This window comes from Pseudoxanthobacter soli DSM 19599 (assembly GCF_900148505.1).
Taxonomy (GTDB): Bacteria; Pseudomonadota; Alphaproteobacteria; order Rhizobiales; family Segnochrobactraceae; genus Pseudoxanthobacter; species Pseudoxanthobacter soli.
Map to the genome: position 1 here is coordinate 17,405 of NZ_FRXO01000012.1, position 18,207 is coordinate 35,611.

Below are 18,207 nucleotides of genomic sequence, written 5' to 3' on the forward strand. Positions count from 1 at the left end.
TGGCCGCGGCCGGCGCGGCGTGTGCGCCGGTCCCTGCCGGAGAACAAGAAAGCCCGCCGTCCGGGTCATGGACGGCGGGCTTTCTGCGTCGAGCGGGAAGGGGACGATCCGTTCGACGCGATCAGGTCAGGCGGCCTCGGGCCGCGACGGGAAGTTCGCCGACGATCCGGTCGCCGCGCACCGTCACCAGCCTGTCGACCATGTTGACCACCACGCAGACGTGGTTCGGGATGATGCGCACGACATCGCCGATCGAGGGCGGATTGGGGCAGGCCCTGAGATCGAGGATCCCGTGCTCCTCGGAGAACGAGGCGATGCGAGCATCGGGATGTTCGAGGATCAGTCCATACCCGTCGAGACCGCCGCCGGTGTCGGCCGTCAGCGTCTTCGAGCCGGAATCGAGCACGCCGCGCCAGGATTCCGCCCGGCTGACCACCGTCGCGAACACGCTGAGGGCGCAGTCTTCCGGTCGCGCGGCGCCGTTCGCCAGCATCATGCGGTCGTTGAAGACATAGGTGCCGGGGCGATGTTCCGTCGTGCCGTGCAGTCCGCCGAGGCGGAACGCGTTGGGGGTACCGCCCGTGGAGACGATCCGCGGGGCGGGCAGGCCGGCTTCCAGCACGCCGGCGATCGCCTCGTCGAGAAAGGCCTGGGAATCCGTCAGGGCCCCATCCGGCGGATAGAGCATGAACCCGGCGAACGACAGGCCCGGGCGCGCGGTGATGTCGCGGGCGAGGGCGATAGCCTCGGCCGGAGTCACCACGCCGGCGCGTTTGCGGCCGGTGTCGCATTCCACCACGACGTCGAGATCGCGGCCGGCGATCGCTGCCGCGCCCGGCAGGCCGGCGACGACGACAGCGTTGTCGGCCGCGACCGTTATTTTGGTGCGGGCGAGCAACGCACCCAGGCGGCCGATCTTCTCCTCGCCGAGAATGTTGTAGGCGATCAGGATGTCGTCTAGGCCGGCAGCGGCCATCACCTCGGCTTCGCCGATCTTCTGGCAGGTGATGCCTCGGGCGCCGGCATCGCGTTGCATGGCGGCGATCACCGGGCTCTTGTGGGTCTTGATGTGCGGCCGGTTGGCCACGCCTGCCGCATCGCACAGCGACTGAACGCGGGCGATGTTGCGCTCCACCACGTCGAGGTCGATGACCACGGCGGGGGTGCCGAACTCCCGCGCGACGTCGGCCTTCAGGGTTTCCAGGGTCATCGGCTCTCTCGCGAACAAATCAGATGGGATCAATCGGCCAGCATCCCGGTGACGCCGGCCGATCCGTCGTCACGCCTTCAGGGCGTGAACCTGAATCTCGATCTTGAGGTTGGGGTCGGCGAGGCGGGATTCCACACACGCGCGCGCCGGGGCGTGGCCGGCGGGCACCCACGCGTCCCAAACCGCGTTCATCTCGTCGAAGGTGGAGATATCCGTCAGCCAGATATTGGCGGAGACGATGTCCTTCTTGCCGACGCCGGCATCGGCGAGCAGCCGCTCGATCTTGGCAAGCACGTCGGCGGTCTGGCCGGCGACGTCGAGGGTGCGGTTGTCGGCGACCTGTCCGGCGAGCACGACGAGGCGGCCGCTCAGCGGGAAGGTGACGACCTGGCTCATGCGGGTGCCGGTGTGCAGTCGTTCGATCATGGTGGGTCTCCTTGGGTTCTTGCAGGTTTGAATGGGCCGGGCGTTACGCGTAGCGGCCCGGAGAGAACGGTTCGATGGCAATGGCGGGCCGGCGACCTGCGACGAGATCGCCGATCAGCCGGGCCGAGCCGCACGCCATGGTCCAGCCGAGCGTGCCGTGGCCGGTGTTGAGATAGAGGTTGTCGAAACGCGCCCGTCCGATGATCGGTGGACCGTCCGGCGTCATCGGGCGCAGTCCGCTCCAGCGTTCCGCTGCCTCGACAGCGGACGGCGGGATGGCGGGGAAGAGCTGCCGCACGACGTGGAACAGCCCGGCATAGCGACGCTCGGGCCGCGAGAGGTCGAAGCCGGCGAGCTCCGCGGTTCCGCCGACGCGGATACGCTGGCCGAGGGCGGTGACGCCGACCTTGTGGGTTTCGTCGGAAACGGTGGAACGCGGGCCGACGGCATCGCTGTCGGCGGAAATGGTGAGCGAATAACCCTTGAGAGGATAGATCGGCAGGCGAATGCCCAGCGGCGCGAGCACATCGAGCGAGCCGACGCCCAGGCAGGAGACCACGGCGTCCACGGCGACCGTGCCGTCGTCCGTCTCGACGCCGGTGACATGATCGCCCGTGAAGGCCAGCCCGCGCACCGGCGTGGCGAAGCGGAAGCGCACGTTCGGACGGTCTGAAAGCTGTCCCGCGAGCCCGGCGGTGAAGCGGCGGCAATCGCCCGTCTCGTCGCCGGGCAGATGGGCAGCCCCGACGATGCCGGCGTCGCGGATGGCGAGGTTCGGCTCCAGCGCCGCGAGGGCGTCGAGATCGAGCGTGCGGGCGGCGATGCCGAGTTCGGCGAGCGCCTTGAGATCCTTGCCATAGGCGTCGCGCTGCTCGCTGGTGCGGAACAGCACGATGGTGCCGCCGTTGCGGCCGTCATAGTCGAGATTGCCGCGCAGGTCGTGCAGACATTCGAGGCTGAATTCGCCCAACCGCACCATCGCCTGCTTCGAGGCGACATAATCGCGGGTGTTGGCGAAGCGGAACATGCGCCAGAGCCAGCCGGCCATCGCCGCATCGGGGCGCTTGCCGACCACGAGCGGGGGATAGCGCTCGACCATCCAGCCCAGCGCCTTGTGGAGGAGTCCCGGCACCGCCCACGGCGCGGAAAGGGCCGCCGAAAGCTGGCCGGCGTTGGCGTAGCTGGTGCCGAGCGCCGGTCCAGCCTCACGCTCGATAACCGTCACGTCATGGCCGGCTTCGGCCAGCACGTGGGCCGTGGTGATGCCCACGACCCCGGCTCCGAGAACAACGATGTGCATGATGCACGCACCCTTTTCCGAGCCGCACGCGGTCGGCGTGCGGCGGCATCCCGGTCTCCCGTCCGGAGCCCGGGATGCCGCCTGCGTCAACGCTTGCCGATGGCCGCGAACAGATCGTCCTGGGGGACGAAGCCGAGCGTTTGCCGGGTGAATTCCATGTCCCAGCCGGTGCCGGCGTTGGCGGACACCCCGTTGACGACGATCGCGGGTGAGGGCCATCCCGCCGGATCGGCGCGGATCGCGGCCTCGAACAGGCCTGCGAAGTCGCGGTTGGAGAACCACATGTTGCGGTACCAGAGCAGGTCGCGCTTGCCGGCTTCATCCTCTGGCTCAGGGCTGGGCTCGAACACGACGTCGCCGGAAATGTTGATGGTGTCGGGCCTGTTCTCGCCGGGCTGCACCCAGCCGATGCGCACCGAAACCGTGGAGAGAGAACCTCCGCTGTTGGCGACTGCCGCGGCCATCACCCGTTCGCCCGTCAGCTTGGCGGTGGCGTAGGGGGTGGAATCCATCCAGCCGGTGCCGGTATCCCACTTGGTGCCGGGCGCAGGCGGCAGGTCGACAGTCAGGAAGCCCGGCGTGCTGCTCGCGAGCGGGGCGTCCTTGTAGCCGCCCATGACGTGGTTGGATGAGGCGAACACCAGCCGCGAAACCCCGTGGGCGAGGGCGGCATCGGCGACATTGTGGGTCATGTCGAACGAGGCGACCACGTCGGTCCAGGACGCGTCGGTGTGGGGGTTCTGCGCGGCGAAATGCACGACGGCCCCGACGTCCGCCATGGCGGACCACCAGGCGCCGCCGCGGTCGAGCAGCGTTCCGGCGACCGGCTCGACACGGCTGTCGCCGGCGAGATCGGTCGGCGGGACGAGGTCCACGGCGACGATCCTGCGGCACCAGTCCGATGCCAGCAGCCGGTCGATCAGCTTGCGGCCGAGGCCGCCGCCGGCCCCTGTGATCAGCACGCTCGAAGGCGCGGTGAAACTCATGCTTCCTCTCCCGATATCGGATCGTTGACGCGTCAGGCCCCGGCCTTCGCCTTCCGGACGGTGGCGCGGGTTTCCGGCAGAATCTGCCCGCCGTCCACGATCATGGTCGTGCCGGTGACGAAGGCGGATTCGGCCGAGGCGAGGAATAGCACGGCCTCCGCCACTTCCCGCGGCGTTCCAAGTCGTCCGAGCGGAACGGCGGCTTCCATTCCGGCGATGAATTCGGCGCTGCGCCCGGCCTTCATGCCTTCGGTGAGGATGTTGCCGGGCTCCACGCCGTTGACGGTGATGCCGTATTCGGCGAACTCCAGCGCCGCGGAGCGGATGAAGCCGTTGATGCCGGCCTTGGAGGCGCCGTAGTGGCCATGGCCGTGGGAGGTCACCCGGGGACCGGTGATCGACGAGGTGAAAACCATGCGCCCGTAGCCGGCTGCCCGCATCGGCTTCAGCGCCGCCTTGGCGGCGAGGAACGTGCCGCGCAGGTTGACGCCCAGCACCGCATCCCACTCCTCGACCGAGGTGTCTTCGATCAGGGTGAGCGGATAGATGCCCGCGTTCTGCACGAGGATGTCGAGCCGTCCGAATGCCGAGACCGCCGCCGCGACCACGGCCTCCGCATCGTCCTGCCGGGAGATGTCCGTCTTGGCGAACCGCGCCACCGCATCGCCGCCGAGGGCGCGGACGGTTTCCCGTCCGGCCTCGATCTCGGTGTCGCCGATCACGACCCGCGCGCCTTCTTCCACGAAGCGCTCCGCGATGGCCGCTCCGATGCCGCGCGCTGCGCCGACGAGCACTGCGACGCGCCCTTCCAGTCTGTTCATGGTCGGATTCCGTTCTGTCAGGCGAGGTGGCGGCGGGCGGAAGTCTTCACGGTGTCGAGCAGGATGGCTGCGAGCACCAGTCCGCCGCGGATGATCTGGGTGTAGTGGGGCGGCATGCCCATCACGTTGATCGCGGTGGAGATGCTCGACAGCAGCAGCACGCCGGCGATGACGCCCGAGAGCCGGCCGACGCCGCCCTTGAGGCTGACGCCGCCAATGACGACCGCCGCGAACACCTCGAACAGCATGCCGGTGCCGAGATTGGCCGTCGCGCCCGAGGTGCGGGCGGCGAGCAGCCAGCCGGCGAAGCCAGCGATCATGCCGGAGAGCACGAAGGCCGTGATCATCAGGCGCCGCACCTGGATGCCGGCGCGGAACGCGGCGACAGAGTTTCCTCCGACCATGATCAGATGGCGGCCGAACGGGGTCTTGTAGAGGATGACGGAGAACACCGCGAAGATCGCCGCCGTGACCCAGGTCAGCATCGGCAGGCCGAGGAAGGAACTGACGGCCACCCAGCGGATCGCATCGGGCATTCCGTAGACCGACCGGCCGCCGGAGAGGGCGACGACGAGGCCGCGCGCCCAGAGGAACGAGGCGAGGGTGACGATGAAGGAATTGATGCGCCAGACCACCACGAGATAGGCGTTGGTGGCACCGACCGCTCCGCCGATGGCCAGCGAGAGCGCGATCGACACCGCGGCATTGAGCCAGCTCGGCGAGAGCGAGATGCCGAGGCCGGCTCCGTTCGTTCCGAACACCAGCGCCGAACCCATCGCTGCGAGCGCCATCGTGGATTCGATGGACAGATCCATCTCGCCGGCGATGACGACGAGCGTCAGGCCCACCGCCAGGATGCCGATGAAGGTCGATTGCTCCAGGATGTTCAGCAGGATGTTGATCTGGAAGAAGTTCGGGATCGTCATCGAAAACACCGCGAAGGCGGCGACGAACACGAGCCACACGAGGTTATCGAGGGCGAACTCTGCGACGGCCCGCCTCTTGGTTCCGACGGCGAACCAGGATTCCGCACCAGGCGAAGTGGCATTCATGGGATGATTCTCCGGGCACACAGGGCCGGCTTCCGCGCTCGGCCGGATGCATCATCCGGGCTGCGCGCGTGCTTCGGGTTCGAATTGCGGGCGTGGGCGGATGGTCGGACCGCCGAGGCCCGAGCCTGCATCCGGATGCGGGAGGCGGCAGCGGACGCCTCCCGCTGTACGATCCGGGCCGTTACTTCACCGGAGTGATCGGGGTCGCCGGCGGCTTGCCGTTGCCCCAGAACGACGGGTTGTCGACGTTGGTCTTGTCGATGGCGGCGCCCGGGATCTTCAGGTTCGGGCCCCACGGCTCGATGGTGACCGTGGACTTCAGGCCGAGCACGTCGTACTCGCCCGGCTCGATCTTCTCCTTGTTCACCACCTTGTCGGCGAACATGGCGAGGCCGGCGGCCTGGGCATAGAGCGGCTGCTCGACTTCGACCTGCTCCCAGCCCTTGCGGATCAGATCGAGGCCGACCGGAGCGCCGTTGGAGGACACCAGCATGACGTCGCCCGGCTTCTTGCCGCGCGCCTCGAGGATGGCGGCCACCGGCACCGCGAGATGGGCGGCGTGGACGAAGATCAGGTCGATGTCGGGGTTGACGAGAAGCTGGTCGGAAGCGATGTCGCCGGCCTTGGAGGCCTCCCACTGCAGGGCGGGCTGGCTGATGATCTTGACGTCCGGGAACGCCTTCATCTTCTCCTCGAAGCCCTTCTGGATGTCGAGGGTGTAGGGATCGCCGGGGTCGCCGAGGATCTGCAGCACCTTGCCCTTCACGGAGCCGTAGCGGTCCTTCAGAAGGCCCTGAATCCGGTCGGCAGCGATCTCGCCGATCTCCACCGTGCCGGCGACCGAAGTCAGGTCGGACGGAGTGGACGTGATCTGCCGGTCGAAGATCATGACCGGGATGCCGGCGGCGCGCGCCTTCTCGATCCCCGGCTTCATCGCCTCGAAGTCGACGGCGGCGAGCACGATCGCCTTCGGCTTCAGGTTGATGACGTCGTTCATCTGGCTCTGCTGCAGGTCGGTACGGTTCTGCGCGTCGAGCGAGACCGTCTCATAGCCGACTTCACCCATGAACTTGGTGATGGCGTCGACGGAGCCCGTCTGGAACTCGTCGAGCAGCGTGGGCACGAGGTAGTAGATCTTGCCTTTGGATTCCGCGAACGCCGCATTCATGCTGCTGGCCAGCATGACCGCACCGCAAAGGCCGGAGAGAAGGTATTTTCCGATTCCCATGGCTGTCCCCTGTGGTTTTTTAGGCTTCAAGAGGCACGTTCCCGCTCGATTTCACCCGTGATCATCTTGATCACCTCTTCCGGTCGGGTGTCTTCGGTACGGACATCTCCCGCGACACGGCCCTGGCGGATCACGACGATGCGGTCCGCCACCTGGAAGGCCTGGGCCATGATGTGGGTGATGACGATCACGCCGATGCCTTCAGCAGCGACACGGCGGATGGTTTCGAGGCCGCGGCGGGTCTGTTCCACGCCGAGGGCGGCAAAGGGTTCGTCGAGCAGCACGAGCTTGCCGCCCCAGTGCACGAAGCGGCTGAGCTCGATCGCCTGGCGCTGACCGCCCGAGAGGTGTTCGACATTGACGCGCAGCGAAGGGATGCGCGTGCCGGCGTTCCTCATCGCCTTCTGCGTCTCGTCGTACATCGCCTTCTCCCTCAGGATCGGGATGCCGAAGACCTTGCGCGTCAGCTCGCGTCCCATGAAGAAGTTGGCGACGACGTCGACATTGGTGCAGAGCGACAGGTCCTGGTAGACCGTCTCGATGCCCGCCTTCTTGGCTTCCGAGGGCGATGTGAACGTGCGTTCCACCCCTTCGAACTCCAGCGTGCCGGAGGTCGGCGGCTGGCCGCCGGAGATGATCTTGACGAGCGTCGACTTGCCGGCGCCGTTGTCGCCGAGGAGTGCGATCACCTCGCCGCGCTTCATGGCGAAATCGATGCCTTTCAGCGCCTCGATGGCGCCGAACCGCTTCGTGATGTTCCGCAGCCTCAGCAAATCCGTATCTGACATCTGCTCCTCGTCATCTTTGTGAGGATCGCGACCGCGCGGCCTTTCGGTCCGCTCTCGTCTGCGCCGGCGATAGCTTCGCCTCGACTGTGAACCGTCGGCACGGCCGGGCGTGCCGTTTGGCGGCCCGGACCGTCATTCTCGTCTGCGCCCGCCGGGCAGATGCCCGACCGGGGTCCGCAACGTCTTCACCCGACCGCGACGCGGTTCTCGGCCAGACCTGCGATGTTGGTGTCGATGCGCCACAGCGCGCCGGCGAGCCTGTCGTCGGCGGTGGTGTCGTTCGCCGCCGAGGTCACGTAGAGCGTCGTCCGCTCCGGCCCGCCGAACACGCAGGTGGTGATGTTGCGCGTCGGCATCTCGACGATGCGATCGACCGTCCCATCCGGCGCGATCCTGAGGATGCAGCCGCCGAGATAGCGGCAGTTCCAGATGTAGCCCTCGGCATCGACGGCAGAGCCATCGGGGATGCCGCGCGGATGATCCGCGAGGATCGTCTCTCGCCCGGAGATCGTGCCGGCGCCGTCGTCGAAGGCGAAGGACGACAGCACGTTGCGCGGGCTGTCGGCGAAATAGAACCGTCCGCCGTCCGGGCTCCAGCAGATGGTGTTGGAGACCTTGACGTTCTCGACCATCCGCGTGACCGCGCCATCCGGATCGATCCGGTAGAGCGTTCCCGGGGCCGCTGCCTCGAGTGCGGCGGCCTCGGCGCTGGTATCGTTGAACATGGAGCCGATCCAGAACCGGCCCCTCGCGTCGGCACGGCCATCGTTGAGGCGGGCGTCGGGCCAGTTCGGCAGGTGGAAGCCGTGGTCGCGCCGTTCGTCGGTCTCGGGCCACCACCAGACCAGCCGCGAGGCGAGCCCGACAAGCATTCGGCCGGGCTCGGTCGACAGCGAGAGCGCCACCACCGGTTCGTCGAAGGTCCAGGTCGTGACCGCACCCGTCTGCTCGTCGAGACGGTGGGCGCGGGCGCCGTGGACGTCGCACCAGTAGAGCGCCCGCTCCCCGGGCGACCAGACCGCGGCCTCGCCGCAGCGGTCGGCGACGGGCGCGACGCATTGCGGCGCGGAAACCGAAAGGGAGAACGCGGCCGTCATGACGCGAGCTCCCGGTCCGGTTCGGAGAACAGGAAGAACCGCTCGCCTTCGACCACGCGCAAAGCCTGCTCGATGGCGCCGAGCACGGTGGTGCGGTCGACCAACCGGGTGCGCTCCACGGCGACGGGGAACGGCATCAGCGCGGAAATGCGTGTCGCCAGCCCGGCGATGAAGTCGTCTCCGGCCCGCGACAGGCCGGCGCCGATGATGAGTTTGCTCGGGTTGAGGATGCAGCAGACGCCAGCGAGGCCGCGTGCGATGCGCCCGCTCAGGTCCGCGATGATGCGGCGGGCGGCGGCATCGCCCTCGGCTGCGGCCTCGAACACCATCGGGGCCTCGATCGCAGCCGGGTCACCGCCGCACAGCCGCAACAGGGCAGGGCTTTCGTCATTCTCGGCCGCCCGGCGGGCGAGGCGCGCGAACGCGCGGCCGCCAGCGGTCCACTCGAAGGCGCCGACGCCGGGCGGCGGCGGCTCGGGATCATCGGCCGGAATGCTGCCGACTTCCCCCGCGAAGCCCTCCGAACCCTCGAAGATCTCGCCGCGCACGAGGAGACCGAGGCCGATGCCCTTGCCGAGATGCACGTAGACCGCATCGTCGAGACCCTGGGCAGCTCCGTGGCGATGCTCCGCCAGCATGGCGAACTGCACGCGGCCTCCGGCCACGAACGAGCAGGCGAACCGCTCCGCAAAGCGGGCGGACAGGATGTCGCGAAATGGCAGGCCGCTCCAGCGATCGAAACCCGGGGCGAGCTTGATGGTACCGTCCTTGCGGTCGAGGAAGCCCGGAAGGCCGAGGCCGACGGCCCAGATGTCGACGGCCTGAAGGCCGGCTTCGGCCTGCATCTCCTCGATCAGGCCGATCAGGATCGCGGCGAACTCATCCACGGAGGGCGGCGTGTCACCGAACGTATGATGGGAGGAACAAAGGATCGCGCCGTCGAGATCCGCAAGCCCCGCCCGGACCCGGCTAACGCCGAGGTCGAACCCGGCCACCAGTCCCGCCTTCGCATTGAAGGACAGCACGTTCGCCTGCGGGCCGGGCCGCATCCGGTTTGACGGTCCGGGCTCTGTCTCCCGGGCGTATCCCTTCGCAATCAGGTCGCCGACGATGGCGTTGACGGTCGGCTTCGACAGCCCGGTTTCGCGCGCCACCTCCGCCCGGGAGACCGGCGCGCGGCGGCGGATCGCCTTCAGCACGCTGAGCGCGTTGGTCTGCCGCATCACGGTGGGGGTGGTCGCTGTGGACACGCGAGGCTCCTTAATTGAAAGGAAGCCTAACTGTTATGACTATTTACAGTCAAGGCCCTTTGTCGCTTTTTTGGCCGTGCTGCAATTTTGTGCGCATGCAGCATGGCGGGCTGTGTGACCGAATGGAGCTTGGAGAGTATAAGATGCTGAAAAGGAAGAGTTTTCGGTGGGTGCGCTCATTCGACGTAACCGGCGGGATCTGGCGGATGCGAACACGGGACGTGGCGCCGCAGCGGACGGCTCGTCCTCCCGCGATCGACGGAATCGCCGGCCTATCCTGAAACCGCTCCGGATCGGTAACGCGGGTATAGCCGTGCAGCCAACGCGCTCTGATCCGCATGGGTTGGGCTTTAACGGAAATCCCGCGTCTTCACCCGAATGCCCTCCGGCTTGAGGAGATCGGAAGGCGTGCCGGGATGCGGCACCTCCGCCATGCGGGAAGCCCGGGGCGGCCTTCCGCGCGGGTCGGGGCCCGGAACGCCATGATGGAACTCGTCGCCGCGGCCGTGGGGCAGGGGAAAGTTCGCCTCGCGCTCGCCGACCCCCGCAAGGTCGGCGGAGCGGTCGATCAGCCGGTGGGCGACGATGTGGACCACCTCGCCCTCGCGCTGCACGCGGCCCCGCACCGCGATCATGCCGGCCGCGACGATGACGCGGCGATAGCGCTCGAACATCTTCTCCCACACCACCACATTGGCGATGCCGGTCTCGTCCTCCAGGGTGATGAACATCACGCCCTTGGCGCTGCCCGGCCGCTGTCGCACCAGCACGAGGCCGGCCACCTCCACCCAGCGGCCGGCCCGCGCCGCCACCGCCTCGGCACAGGTCTGGATGCGCTGGCGCTCCAGATCCGCGCGCAGGAAGCGAAGCGGGTGGTGGCGCAGCGACAGGCCGGTGTGGCCGTAGTCCTCCACCACCTCGCTGCCGGCCGTCATCGGCCGGAGCGCGACCTCGGGCTCGCGCGCTTCCGGGGCGGTCTCACCCTGCCGGCGGTCGGCGGCCGCGAACAAAGGCAGCGGCTCGTTGCGAAGCGCGCGGATCGCCCACAGGGCCTCGCGCCGGGCGAGCCCGAGAGCGGGGCGGAAGGCATCGGCCTTCGCCAGTTCGTGAAGCGCCTCGGAGGGTACGCCCGCGCGCCGCCACAGGTCGTCGACCGAGGCGAACGGCTTTGCGGTCCGAGCCGCTGCGATGGCGTCGGCATGGACCTTGGAAAGACCCTTGACCATCCGAAGCCCGAGCCGCACGGCGAAGACCGGCGCGTCTGCGCGTCCGTCTCGCGAAGCCGGCCCCAGGGCGTATCCACCTCCGGTCGCCGCCGGCAGGCCGGGCTCCAGCGTGCAGTCCCATGCGGAAGTCGCGACGCAGACGGGCCGGACCTCGATGCCGTGCTCGCGAGCATCGCGCACGATCTGTGCCGGCGCGTAGAAGCCCATGGGCTGGGCGTTGAGCAGGGCCGCGCAGAACACGTCCGGATGGCGGCACTTCATCCAGGCGCTGGCATAGGCGATCAGCGCGAACGAGGCGGCGTGGGATTCCGGGAAGCCGTAGCTTCCGAAGCCTTCGAGCTGGCGGAAGGTGCGCTCGGCGAATTCGCGCTCGTAGCCGTTCCGCACCATGCCGTCGACGAGCCGGTCCCGGAACTCCGAGACCCCACCCTTTGACTTGAAGGTCGCCATCGACTTGCGCAGCCGGTCCGCCTCGCCGGGGGTGAAGCCGGCGCACTCGATCGCCACCCGCATGGCCTGTTCCTGGAACAGCGGCACGCCGAGGGTCTTCTTCAGCACGTTCGCAAGCTCGGGCCGGGGATAGTGCACGTCTTCCTTTCCGTCCCTCCGGCGCAGATAGGGATGCACCATGTCGCCCTGGATCGGTCCCGGCCGCACGATCGCCACCTGGATCACGAGATCGTAGAACTCCTTCGGCTTCAGGCGCGGCAGCATCGACATCTGCGCCCGGGACTCGATCTGGAAGGTGCCGAGCGTATCGGCCTTCTGGATCATGGCGTAGGTCTTCGGGTCGTCGTCGGGAATGGCGGCGAGGTCGAGATCGAGGCCCTTGTGCTTCTTCAGAAGCTCGAACGCCCCCTTCATGCAGCTCAGCATCCCGAGCGCGAGGACGTCGACCTTCATGAAGCGCAGCACGTCGATGTCATCCTTGTCCCACTCGATCACCTGCCGGTCCGCCATGGCGGCGGGTTCGATCGGAACCAGCTCGTCGAGCCGGTCGTGGGTCAGCACGAAGCCGCCGGGGTGCTGGCTGAGGTGCCGCGGCGCGCCCGTCAGCCGGCCGGCCAGTTCGAGCGTCAGCTGCAGCCGGCGATCATCGAGATTGAGGTTGAGCCCCTCGAACTGCTCCTGCGCCACCCCGCCGCGCGACCAGCCCGAGATGTGGACGGACAGGCTTCGGATCAGGTCCTCCGGCAGGCCGAGCGCCTTGCCCACATCGCGCAGCGCGCCCCGGCTACGATAGCGGATCACCGTCGCGCACAGCGCGGCACGGTCGCGGCCATAGCTGTCGAGCACCCACTGCATCACCTCCTCGCGGCGGTTGTGCTCGAAATCCACGTCGATGTCGGGCGGCTCGTGGCGCTCCTCGCTGACGAAGCGCTCGAACAGGAGGTCGATGCGCTGCGGGTCGATGGAGGTGATCCCGAGCACGAAGCAGACCGCGCTGTTGGCCGCCGAGCCGCGCCCCTGGCAGAGAATGTCCTGCGAACGGGCATAGCGGACGATCGACAGCACGGTGAGGAAATAGGGCGCGTAGTCGAGCTTCCGGATCAGGGCGAGCTCATGTTGAAGCGTGGCGCGCACCTTGTCCGGCAGACCGGCGGGATAGCGCCAGGCCGCGCCGGCCCAGGTTTCCTTCTCCAGCGCCTCCTGCGCCGTCAGGCCGGGATGGATCCGTTCGTGCGGGTATTGATAGGAGAGTTCGTCGAGCGAGAACCGGCAGCGCTCCATGATCTCGACGGTGCGGGCGAGCGCGTCAGGATAGCGCGCGAACAGCCGGTGCATTTCCGGTGGCGGCTTGAGGTAGCGGTCCGCGTGCCGTTCCCGCCGCGCGCCGAGGTCGTCGATGGTGACGTTGTGGCGGATGCAGGTGACGACATCCTGCAGGATGCGCTGCTCGGGGGCGTGGAACAGGACGTCGTTGGTGACGACGGTCGCGACGCGCATCTTCGCCGCAAGGCCGGAAAGCTGCCAAAGCCGCAGCGGATCGTTCGGTCGCCGCCGCAGCGTCAGCGCCAGATAGGCGCGGTCGGCGAACGCCTCCGCGAGGCGGCCCAGTTGCAGGCGACAGAGATCGTCGGCCTCGTCGGGCACCAGAATGGCGATCAGCCCTTCGGCATGACCGGCGAGATCGTCCCATTCGAGATGGCACTTTCCCTTGCCGCCGCGCTTCTTGCCGAGCGACAGGAGCCGGCACAGCCGGGCATAGGCCGACCGGTCGGTTGGATAGACCAGCACCGACATGCCGTCGGCGAGATCGAGCCGGCAGCCGACGACGAGGCGCACCCCGGTGGCGCGCGCCGCCTCGTAGGCCCGCACCATGCCGGCGAGCGAGTTGCGGTCGACGATGCCGATAGCCTCGATGCCGAGCAGTGCCGCGGTGGCGAACAACTCCTCACACGACGAGGCCCCCCGCAGGAAACTGAAATGCGAGGACACCTGCAGTTCGGCATAGCGGGCGTGGGCGGACATCGTTCCACCCTCAGCCGAACAGACCGTGCAGGAACCAGCGGTGCGAGCCGGTGGCCGGGTCCTCGCCGTTGCCGGCGCGGAAGATCCAGTAGCGTTCGCCGGATTCGGCCTCGACGCGGAAATAGTCCCGCACCATGGTGGTCTCCTCTTCGCGCACCCACCATTCGCCGAAGATGCGTTCCGGCCCGTCGGCCCGCTTCACCCGCTGCCGTTCTCCCCGCCAGACGAAGAAGCTCGGCGGATGGTCCGGCAGGACGGTGAGCGTCTCGATCGGCTCCGGCCGCGCCAGCAGCCGGGTGGGGCGGGGCCAGGGATCGGTCCAGGTCGCGCCGGTCTCCGGCGCGAGCGGCGGAACGCGGCCGACGGACCGCTCGGGCAGGTCGCTCGCCACCGGCGCGGCGCGGTAGAGCCGGTGTTCCCCGACCCGGTTCGCCAGCGTATCCACCAGATCCGAGATGTCGGCCGCCGCTTCGCCGGAAAAAGACGCGGCGGCCTGCCGGTTTGCCAGAGGCTCGGCCATCGGCACGGCCAGCGTCATCGCCTCGATGCCGAAGCCCGGGGCGATGGTTTCGATCCGGTCGCACAGCAGGCGGCCGAGATGGCGCACGTCGCGCACGGGCAGGGCGGTTCCCACCCGCACGGCCTGGAGCGTGCCGTCGACCCGGTGGCAGAGGAGATCGAGCCTGCGGGCCCCGAGCCCCCGCGCTTCCAGCACCTCGCACAGCCGGCCGGCGATCAGGCCGATATGGCGGGCGATGGTTTCGGCCGACGAGATCGGCTCGGCGAACGCCCGGCGCACCTCCACCGGATCGGGCGGGCGGAGCGGATCGATGGGCTCCGCGATGCGGCCGAATGCCTGATCGAGCCGAAGGCCGGGCTCCGGGCCGAACCGCAGGGCGAGCGGGGCACGGGGGGCGGCCTCGACATCGGCCACGGAGCGGAAGCCGAGCAGGCGCAGGCCTGCCGCGGTTCCGGCGGCGAGCCGCAGGGCCGCGAGCGGCAGCGCGGCGATGTCGGCCCCGGCCTGTCCGGGCAGGCTCACATAAGTCGGTCGGACGGGTTGGGCCGGCCCGCGGCGCATCGAGCCGGATCGGCTCGAGCCTTGCCGCTGCGTCTGGTCCGGTCGCGTCAAGTCCTGTGGGGCGTCCTGCCGGGCGATGTCCTGCCGGGCGATGTCCTGCCGGGCGATGTCATGCCGGGCGATGTCCTGCCGCCCCTGGCCGTATCGCGCCAGTCCATGGGCCGCGCCCCAGCTGTCGGCGATGGCCGCGCGCGCCGCGATACCGGATGCGGCGAGCCGGTCCACGATATCCGCCAGCATCGCCGCCTCGCCGCCGTGAAGGTGGTCGGCGCCGCTCGTTTCGATCACGATGCCGTCCGGCGGGTCGACGGCGACCACGGGGGCGTAGCGCTGCTGCATCCACACGGCGAGCCGTTCGAGCGCCTCGGCGTCGCCACCCGGATCCGCGTCCTCGACGGCGAGACCGGGCACCATGATCCGCGCCCGGGTCGCTGGGATGCCGGCCCGAAGTCCGGCACGCATGGCGGCCGAATCCACGGCCAGCACCACCCGTCGCCGGCCGTCGTGGCCGATCAGGGCGAGCGGAACGTCAGCCGAAGGTACCGGACCGTTGCGCCGCCGGCGCACCCTGTCCGTGGGCCAGGTCGGAAGGAAGATAGAGACGACCCGTGTCATCGCAGGCCTCCAGTTCAAATTCCGCCGGTTCTCCGGCCCGGCAGCGCACCAGTTCCACCCGCCAGCGATGGCGGCCGACGCCCGGTACAGGCAGCGCCGCCGACGGCCGCACGGAGATGCGCCAGCGCGTCGCCGCCGCGGTGGGCAGACCGAATTCGGCCGCCTCCGCCCGGCGGCGCCAGCGGCGCAGCGCGATCCCGAGGCTGCCGGAGGTCTCGGCCGAAAGCTGCAGCCGGCGCGAGGCCGTCATGGAAAGGCGAGACACCTCCGCCACCACCGCCCCGAGGCCGCCATGGCGCAGCCCTTCCTCCGCGCAGGCGAGAACGGTGCGGTCGTCGTCCGCCTCCACGTAGATCACCCGGTCAGGCGCGAGGCCGGCCTGGGCGAGGGCGGGGGCGAACAGGTCGGGGCGGGTGAGGCACCACAGCACCTTGCCGCGGGTGCGGGCCGCCAGCCCCGCGGCGAACAGCGCCGCCGCAGCCCCATCGATGGCACCGCCGTCACCGCCGGTCACTTCGTGCAGCGCGCCCAGCGGCAGCCCGCCGTCCGGAAGGCGGCGGTCCACCTCCACCACGCCGAACGGAAGCACGGCCCGGGCAGGACGGTCTCCGCTCTCGATCCGGCGGATGCGGGCGCGCAGCGCCTCAAGGGCAGGGTGGGGCGTCACGATCCACATCGACCTCCGAAATCGCCGTGCACATGTTCTCTTTTTGTTCTTATTTTCGCGAGGGAGAGTCAAGAGGGATCGCCTTGTGGTCCAGCCGGTGGGCTGGACGATCACCTGTCGGCAGGGAAACGGACGTCCACCAGGCGATCGCTGCCACCCACGATTGCTGCCCTGTGGAAGGAGGGTTCTATCCGGTTGTTTGAAAAAACGATTTCCGCAGCGCCTTTGTCGGGATACAGGATCTGCCCAGCTTGAGCGCATGTCCACGCCGAGGTGGACACCTGAAGGGCCTTCGAATGCTGAAGATTGTCCGCCTGCTCTTCCTGTTGCTGGTGATCGCCGCGCAGCCTGCCGCCGCGCAGACCGACAACCCGCTCGATCCGATGGATACGTCCAGCCCCAGCGCCACCTACCAGTCCTTCGTCGACGCGGCGAAGCGGATCGAGGCGCAGTACATGGATTACATCGCCGGCAAGACGGTCGCGAAGGCGCTCGCGCTGCGCCACAGCATCGACCGCGTGCGGCGCCTGATGGATCTGAGCACCCTGCCGCCGGCCACGCGGCTGAAGGTCGGCAACGCCGCCTTCGGCTACCTGCTCGATATCCTTGCCCGGCTTCCCCCGTTCAATCCGGCGGACATTCCCGGTGCGAGCGGGCGCGACTGGGGCAAACTGCCGCCGAAATGGGACATTCCGGGCACGGAAATCCGCATCGCCCGCGTCGAGACGGGACCGCGGGCGGGCGAATACCTGTTCACCGCCGAGAGCATCGAGAACCTCCCGGACTATTATTCCATCATCATTCACAGGCCCCGCGTTCAGCCGGGCCTCTACAACAGCTTCCATCAGGAACAGATCAACTTCACAGGCCCGTTCATCCCCGACCGGTGGGTCAGGCAGATTCCGAAGCCGCTCCAGCAGACTTTCCTGGACACGCCGATCTGGAAAGAGATCGTGATCGTGGCCGCGATCCTGCTGGTGCTGTTCCTGATGATCGGCTGGACGCGCTTCGCTCACCGCATGGCAAAAGACGCCGGCCATGTCGGGCGTCTGGCCTGGCATCTGGCGGTGCCGCTGATGCTCCTGTTCCTCTACACGCTCTACCAGAGGATGGTGGCCATCCAGATCAACCTCTTCGGCGACTTCGCCGCCGGCGAGAGCATCCTCAGCGCGGTCGTTTCCTATGCCGCGGCGGCCTGGGCGGCATGGATCGCCTGCTTCCTGGTGGTGGAGGCGGTGATCGCGTCGCCCAGCATCCCCGACAACAGCTACGACGCGCATCTGCTGCGCCTCGCGGCCCGGCTCGCGGCGGTGCTGTCGTCCGGCACCATCCTCATCTACGGCGCGAACGACATCGGCATCCCGGCACTCGGTCTCGTCGCCGGCCTCGGCGTCGGCGGCTTCGCCCTCGCGCTCGCCTCGCAGTCCACCATCGAGAACCTGTTCGGCGGCCTTTCGATCTTCGCGGACCGTCCCTTCCGGGTCGGCGATTTCATCCATTATGGCGGCGGCTCGGGCTCGGTCGAAACGATCGGACCACGTTCGAGCCGCATCCGCGCGCCGGACGGCTCCCTCATCACGGTGCCGAACAGCGACCTCGCCAAGATGCACATCACCAATTCGTCGATGCGCAACAAGTGCCTGTTCCTGCATACCCTCAACCTGCGCTGCGATGTCTCGCCCGACATCATAAGAACGTTGCTCCACGACCTTCAGGCCCTTGTCGACGGCGAGGATGCATTGGAAAAGTCGCCGGGAATGCCACGCGTGACTCTCACGGCCATCGGGCCGCTCGCGCTCCAGGTGGAAATCCGCGGCTATGTGCTGATGTCGGACTACGGTGCGTTCCTGAAAATCCAGCAGGCCCTCATCCTGGCCATACTCGAACGGGTCGAGGCGGCTGGAGACATTCTTGCCGTTCCGGCTCTGCAGCTTTCGTCCGAAGCAGCCGGGAGAAAGGCGGGCTAGCTCGCTGGGGGTGCCCCCGAT

General features: G+C 68.4%; 14 protein-coding genes. 1 reads left to right on the top strand and 13 read right to left on the bottom strand.

What is annotated here, in order from left to right:
* Window positions 1-121: 121 nt before the first annotated feature.
* The 13 genes from BUF17_RS19520 to BUF17_RS19580 form a co-directional block, all read right to left on the bottom strand.
* On the bottom strand, window positions 122-1,210 hold the full coding sequence (locus BUF17_RS19520) for a D-TA family PLP-dependent enzyme (protein WP_073631881.1): 1,089 nt from the start codon (window positions 1,208-1,210) through the stop codon (window positions 122-124).
* Window positions 1,211-1,279: 69 nt separating this feature from the next.
* Complete coding sequence (locus tag BUF17_RS19525; RefSeq protein ID WP_073631883.1) at window positions 1,280-1,636, bottom strand: RidA family protein; 357 nt, start codon at window positions 1,634-1,636, stop codon at window positions 1,280-1,282.
* A 43-nt stretch (window positions 1,637-1,679) separates the two neighbouring features.
* A complete protein-coding gene (locus BUF17_RS19530; protein ID WP_073631886.1) occupies window positions 1,680-2,936 on the bottom strand; it encodes a D-amino acid dehydrogenase in 1,257 nt (418 codons plus the stop codon).
* 86 nt (window positions 2,937-3,022) lie between these two features.
* Window positions 3,023-3,922 (bottom strand): NAD-dependent epimerase/dehydratase family protein, encoded by a 900-nt coding sequence (locus tag BUF17_RS19535; RefSeq protein ID WP_073631888.1) that lies wholly within the window; start codon window positions 3,920-3,922, stop codon window positions 3,023-3,025.
* 32 nt (window positions 3,923-3,954) lie between these two features.
* Entirely contained in the window at window positions 3,955-4,743 is a 789-nt protein-coding gene (locus BUF17_RS19540) for a glucose 1-dehydrogenase (protein WP_073631891.1), read from the bottom strand.
* Window positions 4,744-4,760: 17 nt separating this feature from the next.
* On the bottom strand, window positions 4,761-5,795 hold the full coding sequence (locus tag BUF17_RS19545) for an ABC transporter permease (RefSeq protein WP_084564973.1): 1,035 nt from the start codon (window positions 5,793-5,795) through the stop codon (window positions 4,761-4,763).
* A gap of 181 nt (window positions 5,796-5,976) precedes the next feature.
* Entirely contained in the window at window positions 5,977-6,978 is a 1,002-nt protein-coding gene (locus BUF17_RS19550) for a sugar ABC transporter substrate-binding protein (protein ID WP_428977664.1), read from the bottom strand.
* Window positions 6,979-7,049: 71 nt separating this feature from the next.
* The gene (locus BUF17_RS19555; protein ID WP_073631895.1) at window positions 7,050-7,811 is read right to left on the bottom strand and encodes an ATP-binding cassette domain-containing protein; all 762 of its coding nucleotides are present in this window, start codon (window positions 7,809-7,811) and stop codon (window positions 7,050-7,052) included.
* 185 nt (window positions 7,812-7,996) lie between these two features.
* Window positions 7,997-8,908 carry an SMP-30/gluconolactonase/LRE family protein gene (locus BUF17_RS19560; RefSeq protein ID WP_073631896.1) on the bottom strand — a complete coding sequence of 304 codons (912 nt, stop codon included), beginning with the start codon at window positions 8,906-8,908 and terminating at the stop codon, window positions 7,997-7,999.
* On the bottom strand, window positions 8,905-10,158 hold the full coding sequence (locus BUF17_RS19565; RefSeq protein ID WP_139282613.1) for an ROK family transcriptional regulator: 1,254 nt from the start codon (window positions 10,156-10,158) through the stop codon (window positions 8,905-8,907). The genes BUF17_RS19560 and BUF17_RS19565 overlap by 4 nt, the downstream gene beginning before the upstream one ends.
* A gap of 350 nt (window positions 10,159-10,508) precedes the next feature.
* Entirely contained in the window at window positions 10,509-13,856 is a 3,348-nt protein-coding gene (locus tag BUF17_RS19570; protein WP_073631899.1) for an error-prone DNA polymerase, read from the bottom strand.
* Between the two features lie 10 nt (window positions 13,857-13,866).
* Window positions 13,867-15,351: a DUF6504 family protein gene (locus BUF17_RS23040; protein ID WP_428977665.1), complete on the bottom strand. Its 1,485-nt coding sequence runs from the start codon at window positions 15,349-15,351 to the stop codon at window positions 13,867-13,869.
* 115 nt (window positions 15,352-15,466) lie between these two features.
* Window positions 15,467-16,219 carry an ImuA family protein gene (locus BUF17_RS19580; protein ID WP_244530962.1) on the bottom strand — a complete coding sequence of 251 codons (753 nt, stop codon included), beginning with the start codon at window positions 16,217-16,219 and terminating at the stop codon, window positions 15,467-15,469.
* Window positions 16,220-16,515: 296 nt separating this feature from the next.
* Here BUF17_RS19580 and BUF17_RS19585 point away from each other — a divergent pair, with 296 nt between their 5' ends.
* A complete protein-coding gene (locus BUF17_RS19585; protein ID WP_073631903.1) occupies window positions 16,516-18,186 on the top strand; it encodes a mechanosensitive ion channel family protein in 1,671 nt (556 codons plus the stop codon).
* The last annotated feature ends 21 nt before the right edge of the window (window positions 18,187-18,207 follow it).